Below are 23,661 nucleotides of genomic sequence, written 5' to 3' on the forward strand. Positions count from 1 at the left end.
AATAGAATTGGAGTCTCGGTGGCCTGTTCGTAGACCGCAGCCAGCGTTAAAGACACACCCCTGCAGAGTCACCTTGAGCAATGCGAGGGCTCCTGCGAATGCGAACTCGCTACCATAAGCAGAAGCTGGGTGGCTCGACAAACCTGTACAGCTCCAAGGCGTCACGCACACATTGGACTGCCGCGCTGACCTGCCGCTTTTGCCGTCGAAACCGCCCGAAGCAGAGGATCCTCGTCGATGTGGTGCAGTAAGGGAGTGAACCGGCTTTGGGGCCGGCAAAGCGGCAAGTATAAGAACGTCTGCACGACCGATCCCGATGCAACGATGGCTACGAATGCCCGGAACCGACGGCTGGAGCCGCCTACAAGCAGCACACTGCAGTCGATGATAAAGTCGGGATCATTCTGGATATGGCGTTCACGATCGGACGAACGAATGAGGGCGAGGTGGTCGAGCCTCAAGTGGACGAAGTCGAAGCCATGACTGGAATCGATACCAAAACGGTCACGGCGGATGCCGGCTATACCTATGCCAAGGCTTATGGCTCTCTTGAGCGGCGAGGCATCGACGTCCTGATCTCGGCGAAGGCCGAGCCAATCAAGGGTCGTGTACCGATTTGACGCTTTCGGTACGACGCCACAATATATTAACGTACCCGCGAGGGCGCCGCGCGTTTTCTCGCTCTCGAGCCCGACATCCGCGTCAAAGGCCCGCGCCACCCATTCCAGAAGTTGATTCTTTCAGGCATAAATCTGGATCGGGTGAACCTCAAAGCGCTGGGCCAGATCGGCCACGGGTCACCTGCTCCCGCACGGCTTCCAGTGCAATCTTAGCCTTCATTGCCGCGTTGATCTCGCGTCTCATTTTCGTCGTCGAAATGCCTCGCTTACCAGCGGAGCGGCGCTGTTCCAACTTAACCTCTGGTCTCAAAACCGGGGCCCATTCTCGGACCAGCGCCGCCGCCGGCTCGTGTCCACCTCCTCAAGCCGTTCAACGTGGGCACTGCGCCTATCACTGTCCATTAAAGGCAGCTCTCAACAATACGCCTCGTCCCGCAAGGCGCGCTTTAACGGCTTTCAATTACCCGTAACTTTGACCACTTGGACTGATCCGCTTATTGACACAACTTGAATCGAAAGAATGACTTGAGATCTCCTTTCCGAGCACCTGCTTCGCGATGCGGCGCTGTGTGGGGATAACATGAAAGGATCAATCGGCAAAAGGCTGTGTTCGATCCTTGAAAAGTAAACGTTGGAGTGATCGAGAGAGTAGTGGAAGCGAGTTAAGGGACGCGCGGCTCGGCGGCCGATTTCGCAGACTGCTCACGCAAATTGGAAGCGCCATGAGATGACTGCCAGCAATAGGCGAATGAGCGCGTCAGCAAAGCGGACATTCTGGTCGGCCATTCCAACCTTGATGCCGCCGCCACTGAAGGTCTCGTTTTTGTGCCGCACGACACACCGAGTTCAGCTATCAACGCGAGAAATCAAAAGCCATTGACATCAAGAGGGTAAACATTGGGCTGTACAATGGCGATCCAGACGAGACTATTCTTGAGATCACATATAGCAAGATACGGGTCTTGCCGCTGGTCGGAAGCAGAAGCGGCATCTCGTGTGACCCTGGCGGTGATCCATGTCGAAGAGCGGGGGACGCCGAAAAAGAGAGAGTCGATTGGAAGTTGATCACCGACCTGCCCGTTGGTTCCTGCCGACGCCATTGCGAAGGTCGAAAGGGTATGCCTCGAGATGGAACAACGAGGTCTTCCACAAGATCCTCACATCGAGTCGCAAAGGTGAGGAGTCGAAGCTCAGGACCGCCCAGTGTCTGACCAACCCGATCTCGCCCTTTTGCATTCCTGAGTTGGCTGGTTTTATCGATGACTAGACGCAGCCGTTCCGCCCTAGACGCACCGCCAACGCTCGCGTTGATGGCGACCGAAATCGGCGAGTCCGATCGGGTCTCTTCAACGACAAACCAAAAGCAAGACGGAAAACGCTGTCGCACTATCTGATCAAGATCGCCTGGCTCGGCGGTTATCTCGCCCGCGCCGGCGATCCGCTCTGGCAATATTCTCATGTGGCGCAGGCTGTCACGCGTCACCGACATCGTGCTGGGCACCACGGTCGGAGGAGAGCTTGTGGGTTATTGAAAGCTCCACCAGAAGGATACTCCCAATTCTACTCTCAACACTCTTCAGCCGTCGGGAGTCGTATAACGCGCCCGTCCCGCGGCCTCATGAACGCGCGAGTCACTGTAAAACAAAACAATGCAGCTTCCAATGAATCGACTTGGCGATCAGGCGCTCTTTTGGGTTTCAAAAACAACCAACAAGGGAACATCTCTTGATTTAAGGAATGCCGCCAACTGACCTTGATCGCAAGATACGCGCCAATCAACTACCAACCCCGGTAATTGCTGTCGATGACAGACCATGTCACCTATCAAACGAGAACGTGGGCCAATCACGCGCACAGCCAAAGTCTTCGGATTCTGGGAGCACGACCAACTTTCCGATTCGGAAATGCGTTCTCTGCCACCACTGGTGAACCCCGATAATGGGCTTCATTTACACAATAGCGCACGATTAAGGAAAACCATCATGAATCGTCGATACCTCACTACCGCTGCACACGAAGCAACGATTTTTCCAGACACATCGGACGTACGATGCGCGCGATCACGCACGGCCCATCTGTGCTTTAGTACCGCCTACCGACGCAATCTCCTCACTGAGTGAGCGCCTTTTCAATCGCCGAAGAAGCCCTGGTAGCCGATCTCATTCCCGGAAAGCGGCCTAAAGATGATTGGTCTCTATGAATGATCGAGTCTTCCTTCTAAGGTATTCGGCAACAACTCGCGCCACTGTTGCGCGGAGTGACGGAGAGCGCACATGTTGGCGCAACGGACAGCATTGTTCAAACCGCTGGGCACCGCCACGACCTGGACGGCGGCCAAAGCAGCTGCAGCGAGCGCCGACCAGATCATCGACTTGACCGCGAATGACATCAGGAGCGACCTACCGCCCATGGTTCGCGAGGGCGCGATCGTCGCACTTAATCGCAATCTCAACCGCTACTACGACACAGCAGACCCAAGGGAGTTGTATCAAGCGCTCGCGTGCAAGATCTCCGCTGAGACTGCTCAACAGTGGTCGCCAGACGAAATTGCGGTAACGAGCGGCTCCAAACAGGCGCTCTTCAATACGGCGATGGTTCTTCTCAACCCAGGAGACGAAGTGCTGATACCCGCTCCGTATTGGACGACTTTTCCAGCACACATCGTTATGGCGGGCGGCACGCCCGTCTTCATCGAAACCCGAAACAACAACTACGTGCCGGCGCTTACGGACCTAGCCGCGGCCATTACATCAAAGACTAAGGCGATCGTGGTCAACACGCCGAACAATCCGACTGGCACGATCTACAACCGCGACACCCTTGCTTATATCGCCCAACTGGCCATCGACCGGGGGCTCTGGATCATCTTTGATGAATGCTATAGGGTGTTTGCTCATCCCCCACATGCTCACCACTCAATCGTCTCAGTAGACCCTCGGGCCCGCCCTCGCACTTTGATCGTCAATTCGTTTTCCAAGTCCCTGGCTTTGATCGGCTGGCGCATTGGCTATCTCGCTGGCCCCGAAGCGGTCATCACGGCGATTAAGGCACTACAAAGCCATACCACGTCCGATCCCAATATTATTGCACAGCATGCGCTGCTCCATCACCTGGAGTCCGGCGATGCCACCTTCCAACAGAAATTACAGCGTCAGCTTGCCGATGCGCGAACGCTTGGACTGTCGATCCTGTCAACGCTGAAGTGGATCCCACAACCAACCGCCCAGGGCGGATTTCACTTCTATCTCGATCTCAGTGACTGGCAGAGGCGTGCCAACTCTCGCGGCCGCCAATTCGATGCCGATGACATCGCCAACGTGTTGCTGCTGGACGCTGGTGTCGCAACGGTTTCTGGCATAGCTTTTGGCGACCCTGCCGGGGTCCGGCTTTCCTATGGCATCGATCTCGAACTGCTCGACAAAGGCTTGCGGCGTCTGATCACAACTCTGAACACGTGGAGGTGAATCCGTGTTTCGCAAGGGGTCTGCCAGTCCATTTGATTCCAAATCGTGCCTGGCATTTCAAACCGGATCATTATCCTTTCCGGGATCCAACTTGCGTCTGCCGCTTTTGATTCAGACGCAGTCTCGATGAGACGCAATGACGAAATGTCAACTGAACAGCAGACTTCAGTTTATTCAAATGGATTTTTTCCTGTCACAAACCGACCGCACATCGCTGGTGTGATCATGACTAAGCAGCTATCCGTACTGGACCATCTGCAGGGAAGAGAGCGAGCGGCTATGAAGACAAAAGGTATTTGCGGCTCGCAAGAACCTGGGGGATGTCCCGGGTTCTGTTGAATTTCTGAAGAGGTCGGCGTTGCCCACCTTGAGCCGGTAGGCTCGGGGTGCTGATTCCACAAAGGAGAGCAACGCCATGACAAGAGATATCACACCGGCGGGTTGGTCGGCGACCGGGGCTGTGAACGAAGCGTTTGCGGAAGTGCGAGCGAGTTTCGATCGGTTCTGCCTTGCGGCAGGGATCGGAGCGCTCGGCACGATGATGGAGGCGGATGTCGCGGCGGCCTGCGGGCCCCGTCACGGTCGCGATGCGGCACGGCGGGCGCACCGTTGGGGCCGAACGCGGGGACGGATCGGATTCCACGGCGTCAAGATCGAAGTCGAGCGCCCGCGGGTCCGGGGCGTGGACGGCCGCGAGGTCACGATCCCGAGCTGGGAAACGGCGGCGCAGGAGGACTGGCTCGGTCGCTGGGCGATGAACCTGATGCTGATCAATGTGTCGACGCGCCGGTTCGGCCGCGCTGTCCGGCTGCCCGAGGGTGACGTGCCGGCACCGCCCGGATCGGGGGGTTCGAAGTCGGCGGCCTCGCGGAGGTTCGTAGCGCTGTCGGCGGCGCGGCTGGCCGACTTCATGGCTGCCGATCTGTCCGCGCTCGACCTTCTGGTGGTCCAAATCGATGGGCTGCATCTCGGTGACGATCTCGTGCTGGTCGCTGCGATCGGGGTTGACGGCGTAGGCAACAAGCATCCGCTGCCGCTGGTGGAAGGGGCGACCGAGAATGCCGCAACGGTTCAGGCCCTGCTGGACAACCTGGTCTCGCGCGGGCTCGACCCGACGGTGCCAAGACTATTCATCGCCGACGGCGCCAAAGCGTTGTCGAAGGCGATCCGCCGCACCTTCGGTTCGGCCGCTGCGATCCAGCGCTGCCAGATCCACAAGGCGCGCAACATCATGGAACGCCTGTCGGAAGAGCATCATGCGGCCACCCGTCGGGTGCTGCGCCAGGCCTGGGAGCTCGATGACACCGACAAGGCTGAAAAATTGATCCGCAATCTCGCGCGTCGACTCGACCAGCAATGGCCCGGCGTTGCGGCCAGCATCCTCGAAGGCCTCGACGAAATCCTGACCGTCGTCCGGTTGAGCTGCCGAAGGAGCTTCGTCGATCGCTCGCCTGTACCAACATCGCCGAGAACATGACGGGCACCATTCGCCGCGTCACGCGCAACGTCAAACGCCGTGATGCCGGGATGGCCTTGCGATGGGTCGCGGCCGGCATGATCGAGGCCAACAAGGGCTTCCGACGATTGAAGGCGCATAAGCAATTGTCGGTTCTGCGTGCAGCCCTTCAAGCTCACCACGATCGCACGACGATCAAGCCCGTTGCCCACGTCACGAGGGCCGCGTAACATTCATTTCGGCAACGTCGGCCCGACGTAGTTCAACACTGATCGGGACATCCCCCAGAACCTGACCGGTCGATCTCAGCGCCCTTGGCGGCACGGCCGCGACGATAGAAGGTGATTGCCGATGATGTTCGATTGTGTTTCAATTGGCGGCTCGCTGCCACCAGCAACAGCCAATCGTGGTCGACCGTGTCAAACGAAGCGGCCACAGACTGCCCATTGCCACGATGCTCCAGCGTCGGGGACGATCGCGCGCGAGCGTCGCGCCTTTGAAGGTCGCGCGTTGCCCGTGCCCGGCACCATTAGGCGGCGCCGCATCCACTATCGCTCACAGTTCTGCCGGCAGTCGATCGTTGCTTTCGGCGAGCTGGACCGATTGGAAGGTGGGATCGCTTGGAGGCGCGCCGCTGACCTTGCCCCCATATGTGGAACGGCCCGCGAGGCAAGAGCTTTTTCAGTCGATTTCACACATTGGGACGGTGCGGTCATATGTCCGGCCTTTGCGCGCGGCACAGTATCGCCGCTGGCCTCGATGAGATCCGCGGAAGTTCCCGCGCCACACGGCCGGAGAGCGAGGTGTCGGCCACCAGCGCCAGGCACTCGCGGGTACAATCATCACCGACGGTCAGGATGCGGAAGCGGCGGCCGCAGGTCAGTTGGTCCGACACAAAGTCGAGCGACCACCGGTCGTTCGGCATCATCGGAGCCAGCATCGGCGCCCGGGTCCCCATCGCCCGCTTGCGGCCGCCGCGGCGGGGCACTGTCAGCTTCTCTTCCCGATAGAGCCGGAAGAGCTTCTTGTGGTTGATCAGATACCCCTCCCGCCTGAGCAGAACATGCAGCCGCCGATAGCCGAAGCGGCGGCGTTCCTGGGCGATCGCCCTCATGCGCTGGCGAAGGCTGGCATCGTCAGCCCGGGTCGTCCGGTATCTTATGGTCATGCGGCAGCAGCCGATGGCTTTACACGCCCGCCGTTCGCTCATCCCGAATGCCTCTCGCAGATGCACGACAGCTTTCCGCTTCCCCGCGGGCGTCACCACTTCTTTCCCACGAGGTCCTTCAGCGCCGCGTTGTCCAGCATGGCGTCGGCCAGCAGCCGCTTCAGCTTCGCGTTCTCGTCCTCCAGCGTCCTCAGCCGCTTGGCCTCCGAGACGTCCATCCCGCCAAACTTGGCCTTCCATTTGTAGATGCTGGCGTCGCTGACGCCGTGCTTGCGGCACAGATCGGCCACCAAACCCCGGCGTCGTACTCCTTCAAAATCCCGATGATCTGCTCTTCCGTAAAACGACTGCGCTTCATGCTCTGGTCCTCGTCTTGGGCCAGAGCGAACTCAAACTGGATTACCCCTGTGGGGCAAGGTCACGCCAAAGGGCCGTGCCCGCTGGATGCTAGCTACGAAGTTCACGTTGCGTCGTCGTCCACCACCCAATCAGTGCAACGCGCTTTGGTCAGGCATATGGCAATTACTTCACACGCGTTGAGTATGCCAAGCGGTAGAGCGAAACCGTAGGCTAGCCGGCTGCCACTTTCGGAAAGTCTCTGCGATCATTTGTAGTATGGAATTCCAAAGCTCGGGCGAGACCTGAGAGCGGATATCACGTTTTCCAGACCAATACTTGACATACCGCTCTTCGCTCATAGCTGTCCCTTCCGTGGTAGCGAGACAAATGCAACTCCCAAATCCGGGATATTGGTTCGGAAGCGCCTCATAGCTTCCCATCTGACCGATGACTGGAGTAACCGCCCGTCGTACAGCCGGCGCCATGTCGCGTACACGATTTTCGATCTCGAGTTGGAAGGGATCAGTCGCGAGATCTGCAAGGATGTACACCATTGTGAAGAATCCTCGAGGCCGCAAGATTCGCATGCTTTCGCGAAGCGCTTCGCTTGCGTTCGTCATATGGAACGACATGCTGTAGCAAACCCAATCAAGCGAATCGTCGGCCAAGCCCGTGCATTCTCCCGGCGCATTGATCCAAGATACGGATGGATAAGTAGGTCGGAGCGCCTGCCCCACCGCAACCATCTCCCCCTCGGGTTCAATTGCGTAGCCTGAAAGCCCCATGTCGGCTAGAGCATAGGCAATCGCGCCTGTACCTGCGCCAATATCCCCGAAGATTGGGCTCTCGGTTGTGTGTTTTCCTCATCAATAAGCACCTGAAGCAGTCGCCTTGAATAGGCTGGAAACGCGGGATAAAAGTAAGCGCTTAGCCGCGACCCCATTGATGCTGGCTTGACGTTTTGCGGAATCGCCATGGCATGAGGTCTTCGATTCTGCTCTGGGGATGGCCGGCGATGATCGCCTCGAGTGTTTGGGCGATGTAGGTGACGGGGTTCACGTCGTTGAGCTTGCAGGTGGCAACGATCGACGCAAGCAAGGCCCAATTTTCGGCCCCGACCTCATGACCAGCGAAGAGCGCATTTTTTCTGGTCAAGCAGATCGGCCGGATCGCGTTTTCGACCGGATTGGTGTCGAGCTCGAGACGCCCGTCATCGAGGAAGCGCGTCAGTCCGGGCCAATGATTGAGCGCGTAGCGGATGTCCTCGGCGAGCGTCGAGCCGCTCGAGATCATCGACAGCTGTTTCTCGAACCACGGCTTCAACGCGGCGACGATGGGCAGCGAATGCTCCTTGCGCGCGGCCAACCGGATGTCCGGCGATAGGCCGCGGACCGTGGCCTCGATGGCGTAAAGCTGTGCGATCTGCCGGACTGCAGCCTCGGCGATCGGCGACTTGCTGTTGCGCGCCAATTTGACGAAGCGCCGGCGCAGATGGCTCCAGCAATGCACGAGCGTCCACGGCCCTTGTGGTCGAGCCAGCTCCGAGAGCCGGTCATAGCCGTCGTATCCGTCGCATTGCAGGAAGCGCCCGTTAAAGCCCGCCAGGAACTGTTCGGCAAAAGCGCCGCTGCGTCCGGATGCATAGCGGAACAGCACGATCGGCGGACTTGGGCCGCTATGGCCGCGATCGTCGGAGGCGATCGCCCAGAAGTAGCCTTTCTTCGTCTCGCCGCGCCCGGGATCGCGCACCGGCGCCGTGGTCTCGTCCATGAACAGACGATCCGCCGTGGCCAGATGGCGGCGCATATGATCGCCGACGGGCTGGAGATGGAAGCAGGCGCGGCCTGACCAGTTGCCCAGCGTCGCCCGATCGAGCCGGATCCCTTGTCGCGCATAGATCCCGGCCTGACGGTAAAACGGCGTATGGTCGCCGAACTTGGAGACGATCACGTGCGCAATGGCCGCCTCGGTCGGCAGCCCGCCGGGCACGACATGCTCCGGCGCGTGTGCCTGCACGACAGCGCCCGAGCAGCGACGGCAGACGTATTTCGGACGGCGCGTGACCAACACCCGCCATTGCGCCGGGATCACGTCGAGGCGTTTGCTGACGTCCTCGCCGATCTTCGTCATGGCGCCGCAGCCGCACGGACAGAGCGTGCTCGCAGGCTCAACGATCCGCTCCACCTGCGGCAAATGAGCAGGCAAGCAACCCCGATTGCGATGACGGTCTTGATCCGATCCGGCGCGCGATCGCCCCCTGATGATCGCCGCCGCCTTCTCCTGCGCCGCGTCCAGGACGCCTTGCGCGATCTCCACGTCTTCGAGCGGCAAATGATATTGATCTGGCCGCAGCTTCTCGGACTTCGCTCCGAACTTCTGCCGGCGTAGTTCGCCGAGAATGACCTCCAACCGACGCCGCGCCTCTTCCGACGTCGCCAGCGCCGCCTGATGCTCGCTCAACGCCGCCTGCGTTTCCGCCAAAAGCGCCTTCACGCGTTCGTTCTCGTCGCGCAGCGTCGCGGTGCTCATGCGCTATGTCGAACACATCTCCGCCGCCGGCGCCATGCGCAACTCGGCTCCGAGTCATTCTGCCGCAGTTATCCAGCGGCCTGTGGACGCCGCGCTTCCTCCGGGCGGACCAACCTCCAATCCAAGCCTTCGAACAACGCCGCGAACATCGCCGGCGATATCCGCATCACGCCGTCCGCAATCTTTGGCCATATGAACTTGCAGCCCTTGCACCAACACCAGGCCCGTTCGATCCCAGACCAAAATTTTGATCCGGTCCGCTCGTTTCGATCGGAACACGAAGGCTGCGCCGCTGAACGGGTCGAGACGAAGCATCTCCTGCACCTTCGCCGCAAGCCCATCGTGGCCACAGCGGAAGTCGATCGGCCGCGTCGTGATGTAAATCTTCAGATCGGCACCGGCCGCGATCATCGTGACGCTCGCACTGCGCGGATCACCCGGGACAGCTGCTCGCCATCTATGGCTGTGTCCGTCCGCAGCACGACATCGCCGATCGCGATCTCAAGCTTGATCGCCGGAACCTGACGCTCCTCCAACGCGCTTTCCACGACCAGCGGTGCGAATGTCGACTGCGATGCCTCGCACGACGCCAACATGCCTCGCTGTCGAAAGCGGCGTCGCCAATCGTAAATCTGCCAGCGCGTCGCTCCGTGCTTGCGCGCCACCCCGGACACCTGGGCACCAGGTAGTAGACTCTCGGCGACGATCCGGGCTCTCTCAGCCTCCGAACGCACACGGCGCCCCGACGGTCCTTCGAGGACCTCCAGCCGGCTCACCGGCCTACCGGTGAGCCGCCCAAATGGACGTCCTTTTTGCTGTCCAATCCCATCCAAACCTCCGTTCCAAGTTCCAAGCCGGAGGCTTCTTCGCACATTCATTCTAACTCTGAAGCCAGGGTATCGGCTTCGCGCTTACTGTACGCCTCAGCCACATTGTCCCGATCGCTCCTGTAGGCGCCCCGGGCCCCAATCGTCATAGATATGGCTGGCATGTGCGAAGATTATTGTTTCTTGCGGGATGGGCGTGTCGGCTTGCGACCTTTGCGCAAGGTGTTTGGAGGCGTAGCGTTCTCGAGGGGTTGGACGAACAACTCGGACAAATGAACAGCTAGGGTTGCGGCGATACGCTCGAGAAGATCAACCGTCGGGTTCTCTTTTTGCTGCTCAATGCCGGCGACGTGTGAGCGGTCAATCCCCGCATCGTAAGCCAACTGCTCTTGCGGAATACCGCGCTCCACACGGATCCGGCGCACATTCCAGGCTACAAGCGCACGAGCGTTCATGCGCCAAGGCAGGCATTTCGTCGCTTATCAAACCACTGGTTATAGACGTACTAATATGGTACCCTCGTCCCAATGCAGATGCTGCACCAGCGCTTCAATGAAACAGCTGACGTGAGATGCAGATGTCGCAGACGTTCGCCGATGTCGGTTACCGTCGGCCTATGACGAGCAGGCTCGCGGCGCGATCGTACCATTTAACGCGAGCATGATGAGGTCGCAGGGTGTCCCGGCTTCTCTCCCGGCACCGCAATCAGACAGGAACCGCTCGCCGGGAGCTGAAAGTGAGAATCAGTTTGGTGCGGCTTGGCCGGATCCAGGAGACTGACTGTAAATGGCTGGTGGGCAAAATGGTACCAACGGTGTCATTGGCGACCGGATTGCCCCGTCGCCGCGTCGAGCTTGAGCGGGAAGGAATTTCGGAGGCTGTGACAGTAGGAGGATACCAAAATGCCGTGAACATGGCTACCATGGTCGAGATTTCGATATAGTTTTCAAATTGGTAGGAGTTTCAGGCGGTGCCGGCTGATCCGAAGATTGCAGATTTGGCGCCCAGCGCGGACGAGCTCACGCCATACGATGAGGAACATGCAATTACCTATGTGCGGCTTCTTGATGCCGAAGCTGACAGCGCTGATTGGCGTGAAGTCGCACGCATTGTGCTAGGGATTGACCCCACGCTTCAACCGGACCGTGCGCAACGTGCCTTCGAAAGCCATCTGGCTCGTGCCAAGTGGATAGCGGCTCACGGTTATCGTGATCTCCTGCGCCGCGGCTGGACGAGGCAGTGAAGACTGCCGAGCTCCGAAAGAGCGGTTGTTCCTTCCAGCAATCGTAAAAGTAGATCGTTCCATCGTGTAACTGCATCGACAGCAGGCGCGCGGCACGCGGGCAGCCAGAAATCGTCACAATCATCGGCTGCATTTGTCGGATGTGAAGATCATGCAGGGAAATCGTGCGATGTCGGGAGAGTGGAGATCTGAGGAATCATACGGCGGCCTTAAGAAGGCAGATGCTGCCGACCTGGCGTGGGAGTGGCTGCGCCGAAATCCGGACTACCAAAAGGACTACATGGAGCTGCTTAGCCGTGAGCGAACCAGTGCGACGACGGCCCAGTTCCGCCGGAAGTGGGGGCTGGCGTTTCGCAGCTGATCCACAAAAGTCGTTCGACGAGCAAGCGATCTTCTGGGCGCCCGAGGCGCTGCCGACCGTGCTGCCTGTCCGCGCGACGAACTCTCCCATGCCCAAAAGGTACAAGCTTGATATCGCCAGCCTGCCGCGTCGCGAGCTTCGTCGCGCGCCGGATGGATGGCATGCCATCGTGCCACTTGGAGGCGCAAAGCACCGGCTTTGGCTAAGGGAGCTTCCGCCGAGCGCGTCTGCGGTTGTCGTCGATCTGCCGGTGGACCGCGATTTCGCGATCCGCCTGCAGGCAGCACATCGATTTTGGCTGGCGCTTGAGCGTCGCCCGCTCGGAACGCCTCCTCTGGCTCTATCGGTATTGAGGCAGCGTCGGTTCATCCTCTCTTTACGTGCACTGGATGGATCGCTGGAAGGAAATAGCTATCGCGAAATCGCGCAAGGCCTGTTTGGAATGCATCGTATTCCCCGCCGAGGCTGGAAAACACATGATCTGCGCAGCCAGACAATTCGACTTGTCAAGACGGGGCGGCGCCTCATGCGCCTGGGCTGTCGCGCATTGTTCCACAAGAGTAGAGGCAGGGATGAAAATCCCTGAGTTCTTGGCTGAACGACCAGGCATCGCTGCAACTTGCCGCAGGGCTGGCGTGATGACATTTAGTCTGTCTCGGTGTAGGCAGCTGGACCGTCTGCCTATTTAGAATGGCGCTCCAGCATGGCTCGATCGCCGCTGAAATGATATCTTTGCGCTTGGATCTCTGCACGCCCTCACTTTGCCGCGACAGAGCAGGCGCCTTGGTCGGCAGTAAATGAGGCCGGCCATTTTGCGCCGGATGTTTCCGAGCTTCAGAACCCTCGAATTAAGCGGTGGCGAGTGCATCAAATTCCTGCAGACCGATTGAAGTCGCCTGGACCATGTTAGGCAGCCTGCGAAATCGCCGCCTTCTTACAGAGACGAGCGACCCATCGGCAAAAGGAACGCGCGATCTCGGGATGCTCGCTGCGATCCACCGCATAGGCGCGATATTGCATACCACTCGGCGCGCGCGATCCTGGTATTATTTGCAGCACGCCCCCACGCACCAGATCGCTGACAACAATTTCCGGTGCGACAAGGAGGCATTTTCCTGTCATGACGGCCGGCAGAGCAAGATAGTTGTGATCATAGCGCGCACCTGGCTTTATGTCGTTTGAGGACAGGTTCATGGCCCTCAGCCATGTCGGCAGGATGTCGGGGCGAGAAGTGATGTTCAGTACCGGGGTTGAGCGGACAATTGAGAGCTCTCTGCCTGCGACCAGATTCGGCGGGCCAACGCATACCAGCTCCTCATTGTAGACCTCCCAACTGTCAGCGGGCTCGATCACGGAAAGGTCGCGTGTAATTAAGATATCGAAGTCGTCCGACGATGTCGGCGGCGATAGCGAGCTGACGACATCCACAATGACACCGCCCATTTCCGAAGAGAATGCCTGCAGATTCGGAATCAGAATAGAGAAAGCAAAGGTCGATAGTGACGTGCGGACGACAAGCCGATTGCTGCCCGCGGCCGCACGTCGGCGCATTCTTTTAGCGGTGAAGCCGACCGTCTCGAGCGGTTCGGAGACTGCGTTGGCGAATAGCCTTCCAAACTCGGTCAAATCACTGCGCCGGCCGCGCCGCTCGATGAGGTCTGCGCCCAGATACTCCCGCAGGACGGATAAATAGCGGCTAACCGAACTCTGCGTTGTTCCCAAGCTGCTGGCGGCCCGCGTGACGCTGCCTTCGCGTGCGACGGTCACAAAGGCGCGGATCGCATTTAAAGGAACGTCATCGTCTTGAGCCGCCATTGTCTGCTCCGGCGCCAGAAATAAACATCCATCACATTATTCGATGTTCTCAGCGGGATTGCCGCGTATCTGACGCCAGCCGCGCACAAAATACGCGTGAGGTCGGTTTGATAGGTGTCCAGCACCGCACAAGATCTCAGTGCGTCAGCGGGACTAGGTCCTTTTGCGGCGTGCCGGCTTCGGCTTGCGACCTTTAGGCAAGGTAGCTGGTGGGGGCGCACCTTTGGACGGCCGGACAAACAGCTCGGAGACCGCAACGCCGAGCGTCTCGGCAAGGCGATCGAGGAGATCGATTGTCGGGTTCGCCTGTTGACGCTCAAGTCCGCTCATATACGAGCGATCAACACCTGCATCGTAGGCCAATTGCTCTTGCGGAATACCGCGCTCGACGCGGATCCGGCGCACATTGTAGGCCACAAGCGCACGAGCTTTCATGCGCGAAGGCAGCCATTTCGATGGCCATTAAACCACTGGCTATAAACGACCTAATAGCATCATCAAACTGGAGGGTTTGATCGTATTATACGATGTGTGTCACTGAATGGTTGTTCCCCGAGGCTACTGGAGCGTGCCGCGCAGGTGCTGGCATGGAGAGGGGCAATGACATTCGGTAAGAATGGTGACTTTGAAGGCAGAACTGGATGGCGTGTTCTCGGTTGTGCGGCAGGCTTACTGGCGTGCAGCGGTGCACATGCGGCGGACCTGCCACTGAAGGCGAAAGGGGTCCAGTACGTAAAGGTCTGTTCGCTGTATGGTGCCGGTTTTTACTACGTCCCCGGAACGGACACCTGCGTCAAACTGGGCGGTTACCTGCGCACCGACCTTGTCGTTAACAGCAATAGTGATTTTGATCCGGCCTATAACGGGGTGGCGGGTGCGCGGACCCGGCTGGGCAACGCTTACACCTCGCGTTCCCGCGGAGATCTGAATATCGATACGCGCACGGCGACCGAATATGGCACCCTCCGTACGTTCTTCGAGACGGGACTAACCTGGACGGATGCGGCCTACAGTGGCGCCGGAACAGGTGCGACCGTTTACTCGTCGATCGGCGGTGTTCAGGCGCCGAACAATGCCAACTCCGGCGCCATCGCTGGCGGCACCGTTGGTGTCTACTCCGCATTCATCCAGTTTGCCGGGTTCACCATCGGAAAAGCGATCTCGCAGTTCTCAGTGCCTTGGACGAACTATCCAGCCAACAATTACGATGATTTGCCAGGTGGTACCGGCTGGGTTACCGGCGTCAACCAGTTCACTTATACGGCCGACCTCGGCCAAGGCATTACGGCGTCCTTCTCGGCTCAGGATCAAGTTGCCCATGCTACGACCAGCGTCTGGAACGTGAGCGCCGCAACGGCGGCCGGCCTTGCGGCAGGTGCGTACGGCGTCAATGACATCGCCGGCACGGCAACTCCCGACTTCATCTCGATGCTGCGCATTGATCAGACATGGGGTTTGTTCCAGGCATCTCTTGCCGCGCATGACAATCATGCTGCTTACTATGGCGGTGATGAAACAACCGGCCATCCGAGCGACAAGTGGGGGTGGGCCACTCAGCTCGCCCTGTCGATCAAGAACATTCCGACTGGGCCGGGTGACACAATCAATCTGTCTGGCGCCTATACCAGGGGCGCTAGCCGCTACGACTTCAATGAGAATATGTCAACCACCTACGCCATGTATGGCGGCACGGGTCTGCCGGGCGTTTACCAGAGCATAGGTCTGGCGGGTTTATCTGATTCTGTGTTTGTAAATGGCAGCACACAGGAGTTGACCACCACCTACGGCTTCCGCGCTGGTTATACCCATAATTGGGATGCGTATTGGAATACGGGCGTCTATGGGGGGTGGGCGGCCGTCCGGTATAGCAGCATCGCGAAAGGCTATATCTGTGGCGCCTTCATCGCAGGCCTTGCGCTTTCGAGCGGCCTTGCTGGCTGTAACCCAGATTTCAACTACGGCGCGCTCGGCCTCATCACGCGTTGGACCCCAGTCAAGAACCTCACCTTCTCGGCCGACATTGCCTACACGATGCTCGACCAAAAATATGCGGGTGGAAGCACAGTGACACTGCCGGCGCAGGCGAGTATTGCCAAGCCGGCTGCTGTTTATGAGCTGAAGGATCAGAGCACCGTGACGCTGCTGCTGCGAGCTCAGCGCAACTGGTGAGGTCGTACGGGGAGGAACACTATGGGATAATGGGTCTTCATTATAGTATAGGCCGGCCGCCCAGCGCTTAGGCCTCCATGGGAGGACTCCGATATGCCTATCGGAGTTCTGCGGGATGCAGCTGCTATTTATCATGCGAGAGGCGGAGACTTCAAATTGTTGCCGTCGACAGCGTCGCAAGGGCAGCCGTTTGCCTCTTTCTCAAACCTGGACTGGTCAGGTGGGTCGAGGCTCTTTCTGAACTCCGGCGGTTGGCCGGGACTATGCTCAGTGCGACTGTGGCCAGAAGAGCTGCACCGTTCTATTAGAAGTCAATTGCCGTTACCCATCCGTTCGGCCGTTTGCCCGAACCGCCTCAAGCCATAGCCAAAGATCACCGACGAGACCGAGCCTATTGCACTCCGCTTCGACATGACGAGATGCAATATCGATGAACGTGTCGGCTCCGTAGGTCGTCTTGAACTTATCGATTTTTTCCAGGTCGAACGTGATCGACCAACGACCCGAATCGTTGTTGATGTCGACGCCTGTGTCATTATGTGACGCTGCAGGAGGGCGCTTGGATCCCATTTCCTGTATCCAGGTTTCATTTCAGAAAGCGCTTTTCGTTATCCTTGACCTGCTCCATGTTCTGGAGACGAAAGATCTCGTCAACATTGACGATGTCTTTGTGCACGTTCTGGACGCCGCCATCGGCAATGATGCGCCTAAACGTCTGCTGCATGGCGGTCGTGGCAGCGCGTATGCCATAATTGCCATAGATGGTCATCTTGATATTGCCGAGCGCCCTGATGCGCGAAGCATCGAGCTCTGGATAGGCGTTTGGCACAATCGCCAGTGGAGCAGGTCCCGTCCATGCATGAGAGAAGCGCTCGATCTCGCAAGGGGTCGTTTTCTTCGAGTGGATGAGAATGATGTCGGCGCCAGCCTCCATATAAGCCATGCTGCGCTTTAAAGCTTCTTCCTGGCCCAACCCTGCGATCAGCGCCTCGGTACGGGCGATCACGAGAAAATCGGGATCTCGCCTGGTCGCGACCGCGGCCCTGATCTTGCCCTCGAACTCGTCGATGCGAAGAAGCTCCTGACGGCCATCAGAAGCAAGGCTCGTCACTTTGGGGAAGGTCTTGTCTTCGATAACGACCGCGCTTGCGCCGGCACGCTCATATTCGCTGACCGCAAAAATGACATTGATCGCGTTGCCATAACCCGTATCGATATCGGCGACAATCGGTAGTGTCGCACGCGCGCCGATCGACCGAAGCATGTCGAGATGCTGTGTCATGGAGATCAGGCTCATGTCCGGCAGGCCATAAAGCGCTGACAACTCAAAGCCCGAGGCCCATAGGCCGTCAAATCCAGCTTCCTGCGCCAGAATCGCCGACAATGGGCTATGCGTGGCCATGATATGGGCAAGGCCAGTCCCGGCCATATGGGTGCGGAGGCGCTTGGCTCGGGACATTATAGTCTCGCTAGGAGAAAGCCGTACAAGCGGCGATGGGCGGTTGAAGGCTGCGACCCCAGAACTCGCGATGCAGCGGGGGCCGGCCGCGAAATCGTGGATTTACCAAGCGGTCAGCCACAGCAAACTCGTCGCGTAAAGACTTGGTGAAACCGCGATTCCGCTTCGATGGGCTTGCCGTTCGCCGTGCGCTTGTCATCCAGTGCAGCGAAGGACGGGCGGAAGTGTTGTCTCGGCGACAGGAAATCCTATCGTCGCGCAAGCGGACCACCTCTATTCGTAACTAAGCGAAATTGCCAATTAGCTTATCGAATCTTTCGATGACATTATCGAATTTGCCGTCCTAATGGTCCTTCTGCGGTCCAGCAGCAGAGGTTCAGCCCCAGAATAAGCAGCGGCATTCGACGGCTGAGCAACGGAGCTAGCGCTTGCCGCTCCGCGTTAGAGACGACGTGGCCGCGGGCGTTTTCACTTCGATCCATTTCGCCGGGATGCCTGCCTGAGCTCGAGGGACTCTCCGCGCGACTTGGTGCGTATCGAACAGTCGCCGGGTTTTCATTTGACCTTGCCCCCAAGTTTTATCCAGTCCTGAGTTCGCCCCGGCTGTTGGATTTGCCCGGTTGGGCGGTGGCAGCGGCGGGAGCTGGCGCGGAGCCCTCGGCATAGCGCAGCGCCAGCTCCCGGCGCGGGTGGCAGGTGAAGGCGAACTCGGACGGCGTCTTCCATCCGAGCTGCGAGTGTGGTCGTGCCTCGTTGTAATCGGCCCGCCAGCATCCGAGCGCGACGCGGGCCTGGGCCAGCGACGTGAATAGCGTCTCGTTCAACAGTTCATCGCGCAGCCGGCCGTTGAAGCTTTCGATAAAGGCATTCTGCATGGGCTTGCCCGGCGCGATGTAGTGCCATGCCACGCGGCTCTGATCGGCCCATGTCAGGATGGCGTTGCTGGTGAGCTCGCTGCCGTTGTCGCTGACCACCATCTTCGGCTTGCCGCGCTCAATCATCAGCCGGTCCAGCTCCCGCGCCACCCGGGTGCCTGAGAGCGAGGTGTCGGCCACCAGCGCCAGGCACTCGCGGGTGCAGTCGTCGACCACGGTGAGGATACGGAAGCGGCGACCATCGGTGAGCTGATCCGATACGAAGTCGAGCGACCAGCGGTCGTTCGGCGCCATCGGCACCGTCATCGGCGCCCGGGTCCCGATCGCCCGCTTGCGACCGCCACGGCGACGCACCGCAAGCTTCTCTTCCCGGTAGAGCCGGAACAGCTTCTTGGTTGATCACATAGCCCTCCCGCTTGAGCAGAACGTGGAGGCGCCGATAGCCAAAGCGGCGGCGCTCCTGGGCGATCGCCCTCATGCGTTGGCGAACGCCGGCATCGTCCGCCCGGGTCGTCTGGTATCTCATGGTCATGCGACAGCAGCCGATGGCTTTACACGCCCGCCGTTCGCTCATCCCGAATGCCTCTCGCAGATGCACGACAGCTTTCCGCTTCCCCGCGGGCGTCACCACTTCTTTCCCACGAGGTCCTTCAGCGCCGCGTTGTCCAGCATGGCGTCGGCCAGCAGCCGCTTCAGCTTCGCGTTCTCGTCCTCCAGCGTCCTCAGCCGCTTGGCCTCCGAGACGTCCATCCCGCCAAACTTGGCCTTCCATTTGTAGATGCTGGCGTCGCTGACGCCGTGCTTGCGGCACAGATCGGCCACCGACACGCCGGCCTCATGCTCCTTCAAGATCCCGATGATCTGCTCTTCCGAAAAGCGGCTGCGCTTCATGCTCTGGTCCTTGTCGTGGGCCAGAACGAACTTCAAACTGGATTAAACGCTCGGGGCAAGGTCACATTGGCTGCTGCAGTCGAACCTCCTGCTGCCAAAGTCCGGAGCGGTACGATCAGGCCGGGCGGGCTCAGGCCTCCGTTGCCTTGAGCCGGCACGGCGCCCCGTTGGCCTGGTCCTATGTTCCAGTCTCGGCTTTTTCCGAAAGCACGGCCTCGGCATCGCACCTTTATATCGTCGCATCGCATTATTCGATGGCTGTCATCGCTGTGTAGCAGTGCGGGTCTTGGAGTGCTCTGGCGTTAACCTGTCGGCGTAGTTGCTGAGTTGGCACGCCGCGCGGGCCCTCCGGCCGATATCAAAGGAGCGGGTAATGGCATTTGGTTTGAGCGGAGAAATCAATGAAAGTATCGCTCCGGCAGCTGGCCTTTGCGGTGCTTCTCTCTTGATTGTAAGTGATCAGTTTCTGACGGCAGTGCAGTCACTGATGTGCGGGAGGTCGGCGCTGCCTCGTGCCTTCGCAGAGTTGAAAGGCAGGGATGGGAGCACAATTTGCGCCCGAGCGACGCTGGAGATCGGAAAGCGACTGAGCCGGCGAGATAATGTCGTTGGCTTTTCGTGCTGAACGACGGTCAGGGGCAGGGTGTGAGCGAACTGGTGACCATCGATCGGCTCTCGGTCAGTTTCGGCGAAACCCGAGCCGTCCGGTCGATCGATCTTCAGATCCGCCGGGGCGAGGCGGTGGGGATCATCGGAGAGAGTGGATCGGGAAAGTCGGTGACCTGGCTCGGTGCTCTCGGACTGCTCCCGCCAAGTGCCGCGATCTCCGGCCGCGTCCTATTCGATGACCAGGAGCTCCTTGAGACCCCGACCGAAAGGCTTTCGCAGATCCGCGGCAAGCGGATCGCGATGATCGTCCAGGATGCTCAAAGCGCACTTAATCCGGTTCTAACCGTGGGCAGCCAGGTCATCGAGGTGTTGCAACTGCATCGGGGAATGGGAGAGCGTGCTGCGCGAGCGGAGGCCAAGCGGCTATTCGACCTCGTGCGCATTCCCGACGCCGAGCGACGGCTCAAATTCTATCCCCATGAACTGTCGGGCGGACAAAATCAGCGTGTTATGATCGCTATGGCACTGGCTGGCCGGCCCGATCTGTTGATCGCTGACGAGCCGACCACCGCGCTCGACGTCACTGTCCAGGCGCAGATTCTGGATCTTTTGCGAGACGTCCAGCGCGAAACCGCAATGGCTCTGGTGTTGATTTCGCACGATCTGGGCGTGATCGCCGAGGTGTGTAGTCGCGCCTACGTCATGTATGCCGGTAGGATCGTCGAATCCGGGCCGGTCAGTGACCTATTTGCAACGCCACGTCATCCCTATACGCGCAGCCTGCTTGAGGCGCTTCCGAGCCTTGATGGTTCCTTGCAGCGGATGAACGCCGTTTCGGTGGGCACGCTAAATGCAGAACTATCGCGACACGGATGTACCTTCGCTCCGCGATGCGCAAATCGCGCCGATCTCTGCGGCCGCTTGGAACCTGAGCTGACAGCGGACCTTCTCGGCAGGCGGGTCGCGTGCGTGCGGGCGGATCACGCCAGCCCCTTGGAGGTCGTTGCGTGAAGGGGGCACTTCTGCTGGCCGAGGGCCTTGCAAAGGCCTACCCCTCGAGAGGCAGCCTGTTCGCGCCGCGTTCGCGGGTCCTTGCGGTCGATGGGGTTTCGATTTCGCTCAACAAGGGCGAGACGCTCGGTCTCGTCGGCGAGTCGGGTTGCGGGAAATCGACGCTTGGGCGCTTACTGCTCGGTCTCGAAAAGCCTGACGAGGGCTGCGTCACATTCGACAACGAAGTCATGCCGCCCAGCCAAGCTGCCGCCTGGCGGCGGCTGCGCGCAAGGATGCAGCTCGTCTACCAGGATCCGTTAGGTGCGTTGGATGCGCGGCTGAGCGTTGCCGAACAGGTGGGAGAGCCGCTCGGCATTCACGGTATCGACAGTCCTGCGGAACGGAAGGCTCGGGTGGGAGCTCTGCTGGCGCTCGTCAGCCTCTCCGAGCAACATGGCGCCCGCCTGCCGCATGAACTTTCCGGTGGCCAGCGACAGCGTGTGGTCCTGGCGCGCGCTCTTGCGACATCGCCGGACCTGCTGGTCTGTGACGAGCCGATCTCGGCACTCGATGTTTCAATTCAGGCGCAGGTGATCAACCTGTTTATGGACATTCAGCAAAAGTTCGACGTCGCGATGATCTTCATCAGCCACGACCTGCGGGCCGTTCGGCAAATCAGTCAGCGCGTCGCGGTGATGTATCTTGGTCGCATCGTCGAGGAGGGAATAGCCGACGACATCCTGCACGCTCCTCTTCATCCCTATACGCGCGCCTTGGTCTCGGCGGTTCCGGACGTGCGCAAGCCAAGAACACGGCGAACCATTCTGGCGGGTGATCCGCCCAATCCCGCTGACCGGCCAGGGGGATGCGAGTTCCATCCGCGCTGCCCCTTTGCTATGTCAGCCTGCCGCAGTCTGAGGCCCTTGCTCCTCGGGAGCGGAAGTCGCGGCCGCAAGGTCGCCTGCCACCTGCTTGCAGCAAACGCAAGCCATCCGCTGGGGGCGCATTGATGGCTTGGTTCGCTCTGGCGCGGTTCGCGCGCGCGATGATCACGATCCTTGTTGTGGTCGGCTTTGCATTCATTGTGCTGCGCCTCTCAGGGGATCCGGCCTTGGAGATTCTCTCCAACGATGCGCCACCGAAAGCGCGCGATGCGTTCCGCAGCGCCTTCGGGCTCGATCAACCTATCTGGCTGCAATTTTTCGGTTATGTGACGCGTGTCGCGGCCGGCAATCTTGGGAATTCGATGCGCGAAGGCCGTGACGCGCTCACAGTCGTGATCGAGCGCATCCCCATTACGCTTGCGCTCTCAGTCCCCGCGTTCCTCATCAATGTGCTGATCGGTATCCCCGCAGGCATCCTGGCCGCTCTGCACCGCAACAGCCTTCTCGATCGCGGCGTGATGCTTGCAGCGGTGGCAGGGTTCACCATTCCCTCCTTCGTGCTCGGTTTGCTGCTCGTTCTCGTGTTTTCCGTCCAGCTCGGGTGGCTGCCCTCGGGTGGCGCACGCAGCTGGCATCACGCGATCCTCCCGGTCCTTACCCTGGGCGCTGGCGGTGCGGCCGTTCTGGCGCGTTATACCCGTAGCGCCATGCTGGAAGTCCTCGGTCAGCCCTATATCCGCACCGCACGCGTCAAGGGCGTGCCGTGGCGCCTGGTCGTCTACCGGCACGCCTTGCCGAATGCGGCTATTCCGATGGTCACGATCATCGGTTTCATGGTTGGACAGCTGATCGCCGGCGCGGTGTTGGTGGAGAGCGTTTTTGCTTGGCCGGGCGTCGGCAGATTGCTGGTGGCCTCCGTTGTAAGCCGCGACCTCCCGGTCGTGCAATGCATGCTCTTCCTCATCGCTGTGACCATGGTCACGTCCAACCTTGTCGTTGACCTCCTCTATGGCCTGCTCGATCCGCGAATTCGACGGGGAGGGCAAGCGTGATGCTGCAGCAGAGCACGTCCGAAGCGCTAACCTCGAAGCCGAGCTCCAAGCGACCACGAATACCCCTGCTTGTTCACATGGCGCTCGCATATCTTGCTGTTTTCGTGGCTACGGCTGCTGTGGCGCAATTCATCATTCCCTACGACCCCGCAGGGATCGATCTGAAAGCCCGCTTGGTACCACCGATCGGATGGGGCGGCTCGCTTGCTCATCCGTTCGGCACCGACGAGCTCGGGCGGGACATGTTGTCCCGCCTGGTGCTGTCGATCCAAATGAGTGTTTCCATCGGGCTTGGTGCGACTAGTCTTGGAGCGATGGTCGGCACCTCGCTCGGATTTATTGCTGCTCATCTTCGTGGCTGGATCGAGCAGACGATCTTGGCGCTGATTGATTTCCAGGCCACGATGCCATTTCTGATCCTGGCGCTGGCGGTGCTTGCCTTCGTCGGAAACTCGCTGGCGGTTTTTGTCTGTTTGCTCGCGCTGCATGGTTGGGAGCGCTATGCGCGGATCGCCAGAAGCCTTGCGATCAGCGCCAATGCGCAAGGCTATGCTGGCGCCGTCCGCCAGCTCGGCGCCCATCCTCTCCATGTCTACTGGCGCCATATCCTGCCCAACGTGGCCGCAACGCTGATCGTGTCAACGACCATCTCGTTTCCAGAAATCATTCTGCTGGAAAGCGGCTTGAGCTTTCTTGGCCTCGGCGTGCAGCCGCCGTCGACATCGCTCGGTGCGATGGTGGGCTACGGTCGCGACTATCTCGCCCGCGCGCCTTGGATCCTGATGATGCCTTCTCTCGTCATCTCATTAATGGCGTTATCCGTCTCGCTGATCGGCGACTGGCTGCGCGACCGCTTCGACGGCACGCTCCGATAGCTATTGCGCTCTTCCCTTCATCAAAAGGACCG

Annotated in this window: 18 protein-coding genes and 4 pseudogenes; 11 read left to right on the forward strand and 11 right to left on the reverse strand. The window is 59.6% G+C overall.

What is annotated here, in order from left to right:
* Window positions 1–273: 273 nt before the first annotated feature.
* From ACVIGB_RS42590 to ACVIGB_RS42600, 3 genes and pseudogenes are all read left to right on the forward strand, one after another.
* Window positions 274–617, forward strand: a pseudogene (locus tag ACVIGB_RS42590) (transposase); the annotation flags it as partial.
* Window positions 618–2,893: 2,276 nt separating this feature from the next.
* On the forward strand, window positions 2,894–4,084 hold the full coding sequence (locus tag ACVIGB_RS42595; RefSeq protein WP_456724841.1) for a pyridoxal phosphate-dependent aminotransferase: 1,191 nt from the start codon (window positions 2,894–2,896) through the stop codon (window positions 4,082–4,084).
* A gap of 415 nt (window positions 4,085–4,499) precedes the next feature.
* A pseudogene (locus tag ACVIGB_RS42600) lies at window positions 4,500–5,770 on the forward strand (IS256 family transposase).
* Between the two features lie 533 nt (window positions 5,771–6,303).
* Here the strand turns inward: ACVIGB_RS42600 and ACVIGB_RS42605 are convergent.
* The 6 genes and pseudogenes from ACVIGB_RS42605 to ACVIGB_RS42630 all read right to left on the reverse strand — a co-directional run.
* Window positions 6,304–7,066 (reverse strand): annotated as a pseudogene (locus ACVIGB_RS42605) (IS3 family transposase); the annotation flags it as partial.
* 169 nt (window positions 7,067–7,235) lie between these two features.
* Window positions 7,236–7,886 (reverse strand): class I SAM-dependent methyltransferase, encoded by a 651-nt coding sequence (locus ACVIGB_RS42610; protein WP_456749403.1) that lies wholly within the window; start codon window positions 7,884–7,886, stop codon window positions 7,236–7,238.
* Window positions 7,887–7,974: 88 nt separating this feature from the next.
* A complete protein-coding gene (gene tnpC, locus ACVIGB_RS42615; protein ID WP_456724840.1) occupies window positions 7,975–9,576 on the reverse strand; it encodes an IS66 family transposase in 1,602 nt (533 codons plus the stop codon).
* 54 nt (window positions 9,577–9,630) lie between these two features.
* Window positions 9,631–9,987, reverse strand: a complete 357-nt coding sequence (gene tnpB / locus ACVIGB_RS42620; protein ID WP_456724839.1) for an IS66 family insertion sequence element accessory protein TnpB — start codon at window positions 9,985–9,987, stop codon at window positions 9,631–9,633.
* Window positions 9,984–10,454: an IS66-like element accessory protein TnpA gene (gene tnpA, locus ACVIGB_RS42625; protein ID WP_456724838.1), complete on the reverse strand. Its 471-nt coding sequence runs from the start codon at window positions 10,452–10,454 to the stop codon at window positions 9,984–9,986. The genes tnpB and tnpA overlap by 4 nt, the downstream gene beginning before the upstream one ends.
* A gap of 122 nt (window positions 10,455–10,576) precedes the next feature.
* Window positions 10,577–10,858 (reverse strand): helix-turn-helix domain-containing protein, encoded by a 282-nt coding sequence (locus ACVIGB_RS42630; protein ID WP_456724837.1) that lies wholly within the window; start codon window positions 10,856–10,858, stop codon window positions 10,577–10,579.
* Window positions 10,859–11,373: 515 nt separating this feature from the next.
* Here ACVIGB_RS42630 and ACVIGB_RS42635 point away from each other — a divergent pair.
* From ACVIGB_RS42635 to ACVIGB_RS42645, 3 genes are all read left to right on the forward strand, one after another.
* Complete coding sequence (locus ACVIGB_RS42635) at window positions 11,374–11,646, forward strand: DNA -binding domain-containing protein (protein WP_456724836.1); 273 nt, start codon at window positions 11,374–11,376, stop codon at window positions 11,644–11,646.
* A gap of 169 nt (window positions 11,647–11,815) precedes the next feature.
* Window positions 11,816–12,007, forward strand: coding sequence for a transcriptional regulator domain-containing protein (locus ACVIGB_RS42640; RefSeq protein ID WP_456749404.1), 192 nt, complete (start codon window positions 11,816–11,818; stop codon window positions 12,005–12,007).
* On the forward strand, window positions 11,943–12,593 hold the full coding sequence (locus tag ACVIGB_RS42645; RefSeq protein WP_456724834.1) for a DUF2285 domain-containing protein: 651 nt from the start codon (window positions 11,943–11,945) through the stop codon (window positions 12,591–12,593). The genes ACVIGB_RS42640 and ACVIGB_RS42645 overlap by 65 nt, the downstream gene beginning before the upstream one ends.
* A gap of 320 nt (window positions 12,594–12,913) precedes the next feature.
* Here the strand turns inward: ACVIGB_RS42645 and ACVIGB_RS42650 are convergent, their stop codons facing one another.
* Both ACVIGB_RS42650 and ACVIGB_RS42655 read right to left on the reverse strand, forming a co-directional pair.
* Window positions 12,914–13,822: a LysR family transcriptional regulator gene (locus ACVIGB_RS42650; RefSeq protein ID WP_456724833.1), complete on the reverse strand. Its 909-nt coding sequence runs from the start codon at window positions 13,820–13,822 to the stop codon at window positions 12,914–12,916.
* Window positions 13,823–13,975: 153 nt separating this feature from the next.
* On the reverse strand, window positions 13,976–14,257 hold the full coding sequence (locus ACVIGB_RS42655; protein ID WP_310885190.1) for a helix-turn-helix domain-containing protein: 282 nt from the start codon (window positions 14,255–14,257) through the stop codon (window positions 13,976–13,978).
* A 165-nt stretch (window positions 14,258–14,422) separates the two neighbouring features.
* Here ACVIGB_RS42655 and ACVIGB_RS42660 point away from each other — a divergent pair, with 165 nt between their 5' ends.
* Window positions 14,423–15,991 (forward strand): porin, encoded by a 1,569-nt coding sequence (locus tag ACVIGB_RS42660; RefSeq protein WP_456724832.1) that lies wholly within the window; start codon window positions 14,423–14,425, stop codon window positions 15,989–15,991.
* Between the two features lie 321 nt (window positions 15,992–16,312).
* Here the strand turns inward: ACVIGB_RS42660 and ACVIGB_RS42665 are convergent, their stop codons facing one another.
* The 3 genes and pseudogenes from ACVIGB_RS42665 to ACVIGB_RS42675 all read right to left on the reverse strand — a co-directional run bounded on the left by ACVIGB_RS42665 (window position 16,313) and on the right by ACVIGB_RS42675 (window position 19,216).
* Window positions 16,313–16,561, reverse strand: a complete 249-nt coding sequence (locus ACVIGB_RS42665; protein ID WP_456724831.1) for a hypothetical protein — start codon at window positions 16,559–16,561, stop codon at window positions 16,313–16,315.
* Between the two features lie 16 nt (window positions 16,562–16,577).
* Window positions 16,578–17,450, reverse strand: coding sequence for an isocitrate lyase/phosphoenolpyruvate mutase family protein (locus ACVIGB_RS42670; RefSeq protein ID WP_456724830.1), 873 nt, complete (start codon window positions 17,448–17,450; stop codon window positions 16,578–16,580).
* 578 nt (window positions 17,451–18,028) lie between these two features.
* A pseudogene (locus ACVIGB_RS42675) lies at window positions 18,029–19,216 on the reverse strand (IS3 family transposase).
* A 645-nt stretch (window positions 19,217–19,861) separates the two neighbouring features.
* On the opposite strand from ACVIGB_RS42675, the gene ACVIGB_RS42680 reads away from it, so the two are divergent.
* From ACVIGB_RS42680 to ACVIGB_RS42695, 4 genes are read left to right on the forward strand one after another with little or no spacing between them, the layout of a single operon-like run.
* Window positions 19,862–20,836 (forward strand): ABC transporter ATP-binding protein, encoded by a 975-nt coding sequence (locus ACVIGB_RS42680; RefSeq protein WP_456724829.1) that lies wholly within the window; start codon window positions 19,862–19,864, stop codon window positions 20,834–20,836.
* The gene (locus ACVIGB_RS42685; protein WP_456724828.1) at window positions 20,833–21,828 is read left to right on the forward strand and encodes an ABC transporter ATP-binding protein; all 996 of its coding nucleotides are present in this window, start codon (window positions 20,833–20,835) and stop codon (window positions 21,826–21,828) included. The genes ACVIGB_RS42680 and ACVIGB_RS42685 overlap by 4 nt, the downstream gene beginning before the upstream one ends.
* Window positions 21,828–22,754 carry an ABC transporter permease gene (locus tag ACVIGB_RS42690; protein ID WP_456724827.1) on the forward strand — a complete coding sequence of 309 codons (927 nt, stop codon included), beginning with the start codon at window positions 21,828–21,830 and terminating at the stop codon, window positions 22,752–22,754. Before ACVIGB_RS42685 ends, ACVIGB_RS42690 begins: the two co-directional genes overlap by 1 nt.
* A complete protein-coding gene (locus tag ACVIGB_RS42695; RefSeq protein WP_456725295.1) occupies window positions 22,754–23,629 on the forward strand; it encodes an ABC transporter permease in 876 nt (291 codons plus the stop codon). Before ACVIGB_RS42690 ends, ACVIGB_RS42695 begins: the two co-directional genes overlap by 1 nt.
* Window positions 23,630–23,661: the final 32 nt, after the last annotated feature.

The sequence above is a fragment of the Bradyrhizobium sp. USDA 4341 genome, assembly GCF_054063755.1.

Bases quoted from the DNA above. Each gene is read 5' to 3' on its own strand.
- tnpC (WP_456724840.1), bottom strand. From the start codon at position 9,576: ATGAGCACCGCGACGCTGCGCGACGAGAACGAACGCGTGAAGGCGCTT.
- ACVIGB_RS42595 (WP_456724841.1), top strand. From the start codon at position 2,894: ATGTTGGCGCAACGGACAGCATTGTTCAAACCGCTGGGCACCGCCACG.
- ACVIGB_RS42660 (WP_456724832.1), top strand. From the start codon at position 14,423: ATGACATTCGGTAAGAATGGTGACTTTGAAGGCAGAACTGGATGGCGT.
- ACVIGB_RS42640 (WP_456749404.1), top strand. From the start codon at position 11,816: ATGTCGGGAGAGTGGAGATCTGAGGAATCATACGGCGGCCTTAAGAAG.
- tnpA (WP_456724838.1), bottom strand. From the start codon at position 10,454: ATGAATGTGCGAAGAAGCCTCCGGCTTGGAACTTGGAACGGAGGTTTG.
- ACVIGB_RS42630 (WP_456724837.1), bottom strand. From the start codon at position 10,858: ATGAACGCTCGTGCGCTTGTAGCCTGGAATGTGCGCCGGATCCGTGTG.
- tnpB (WP_456724839.1), bottom strand. From the start codon at position 9,987: ATGATCGCGGCCGGTGCCGATCTGAAGATTTACATCACGACGCGGCCG.
- ACVIGB_RS42665 (WP_456724831.1), bottom strand. From the start codon at position 16,561: ATGGGATCCAAGCGCCCTCCTGCAGCGTCACATAATGACACAGGCGTC.
- ACVIGB_RS42670 (WP_456724830.1), bottom strand. From the start codon at position 17,450: ATGTCCCGAGCCAAGCGCCTCCGCACCCATATGGCCGGGACTGGCCTT.
- ACVIGB_RS42695 (WP_456725295.1), top strand. From the start codon at position 22,754: ATGCTGCAGCAGAGCACGTCCGAAGCGCTAACCTCGAAGCCGAGCTCC.
- ACVIGB_RS42690 (WP_456724827.1), top strand. From the start codon at position 21,828: ATGGCTTGGTTCGCTCTGGCGCGGTTCGCGCGCGCGATGATCACGATC.
- ACVIGB_RS42655 (WP_310885190.1), bottom strand. From the start codon at position 14,257: ATGAAAGCTCGTGCGCTTGTGGCCTACAATGTGCGCCGGATCCGCGTC.
- ACVIGB_RS42650 (WP_456724833.1), bottom strand. From the start codon at position 13,822: ATGGCGGCTCAAGACGATGACGTTCCTTTAAATGCGATCCGCGCCTTT.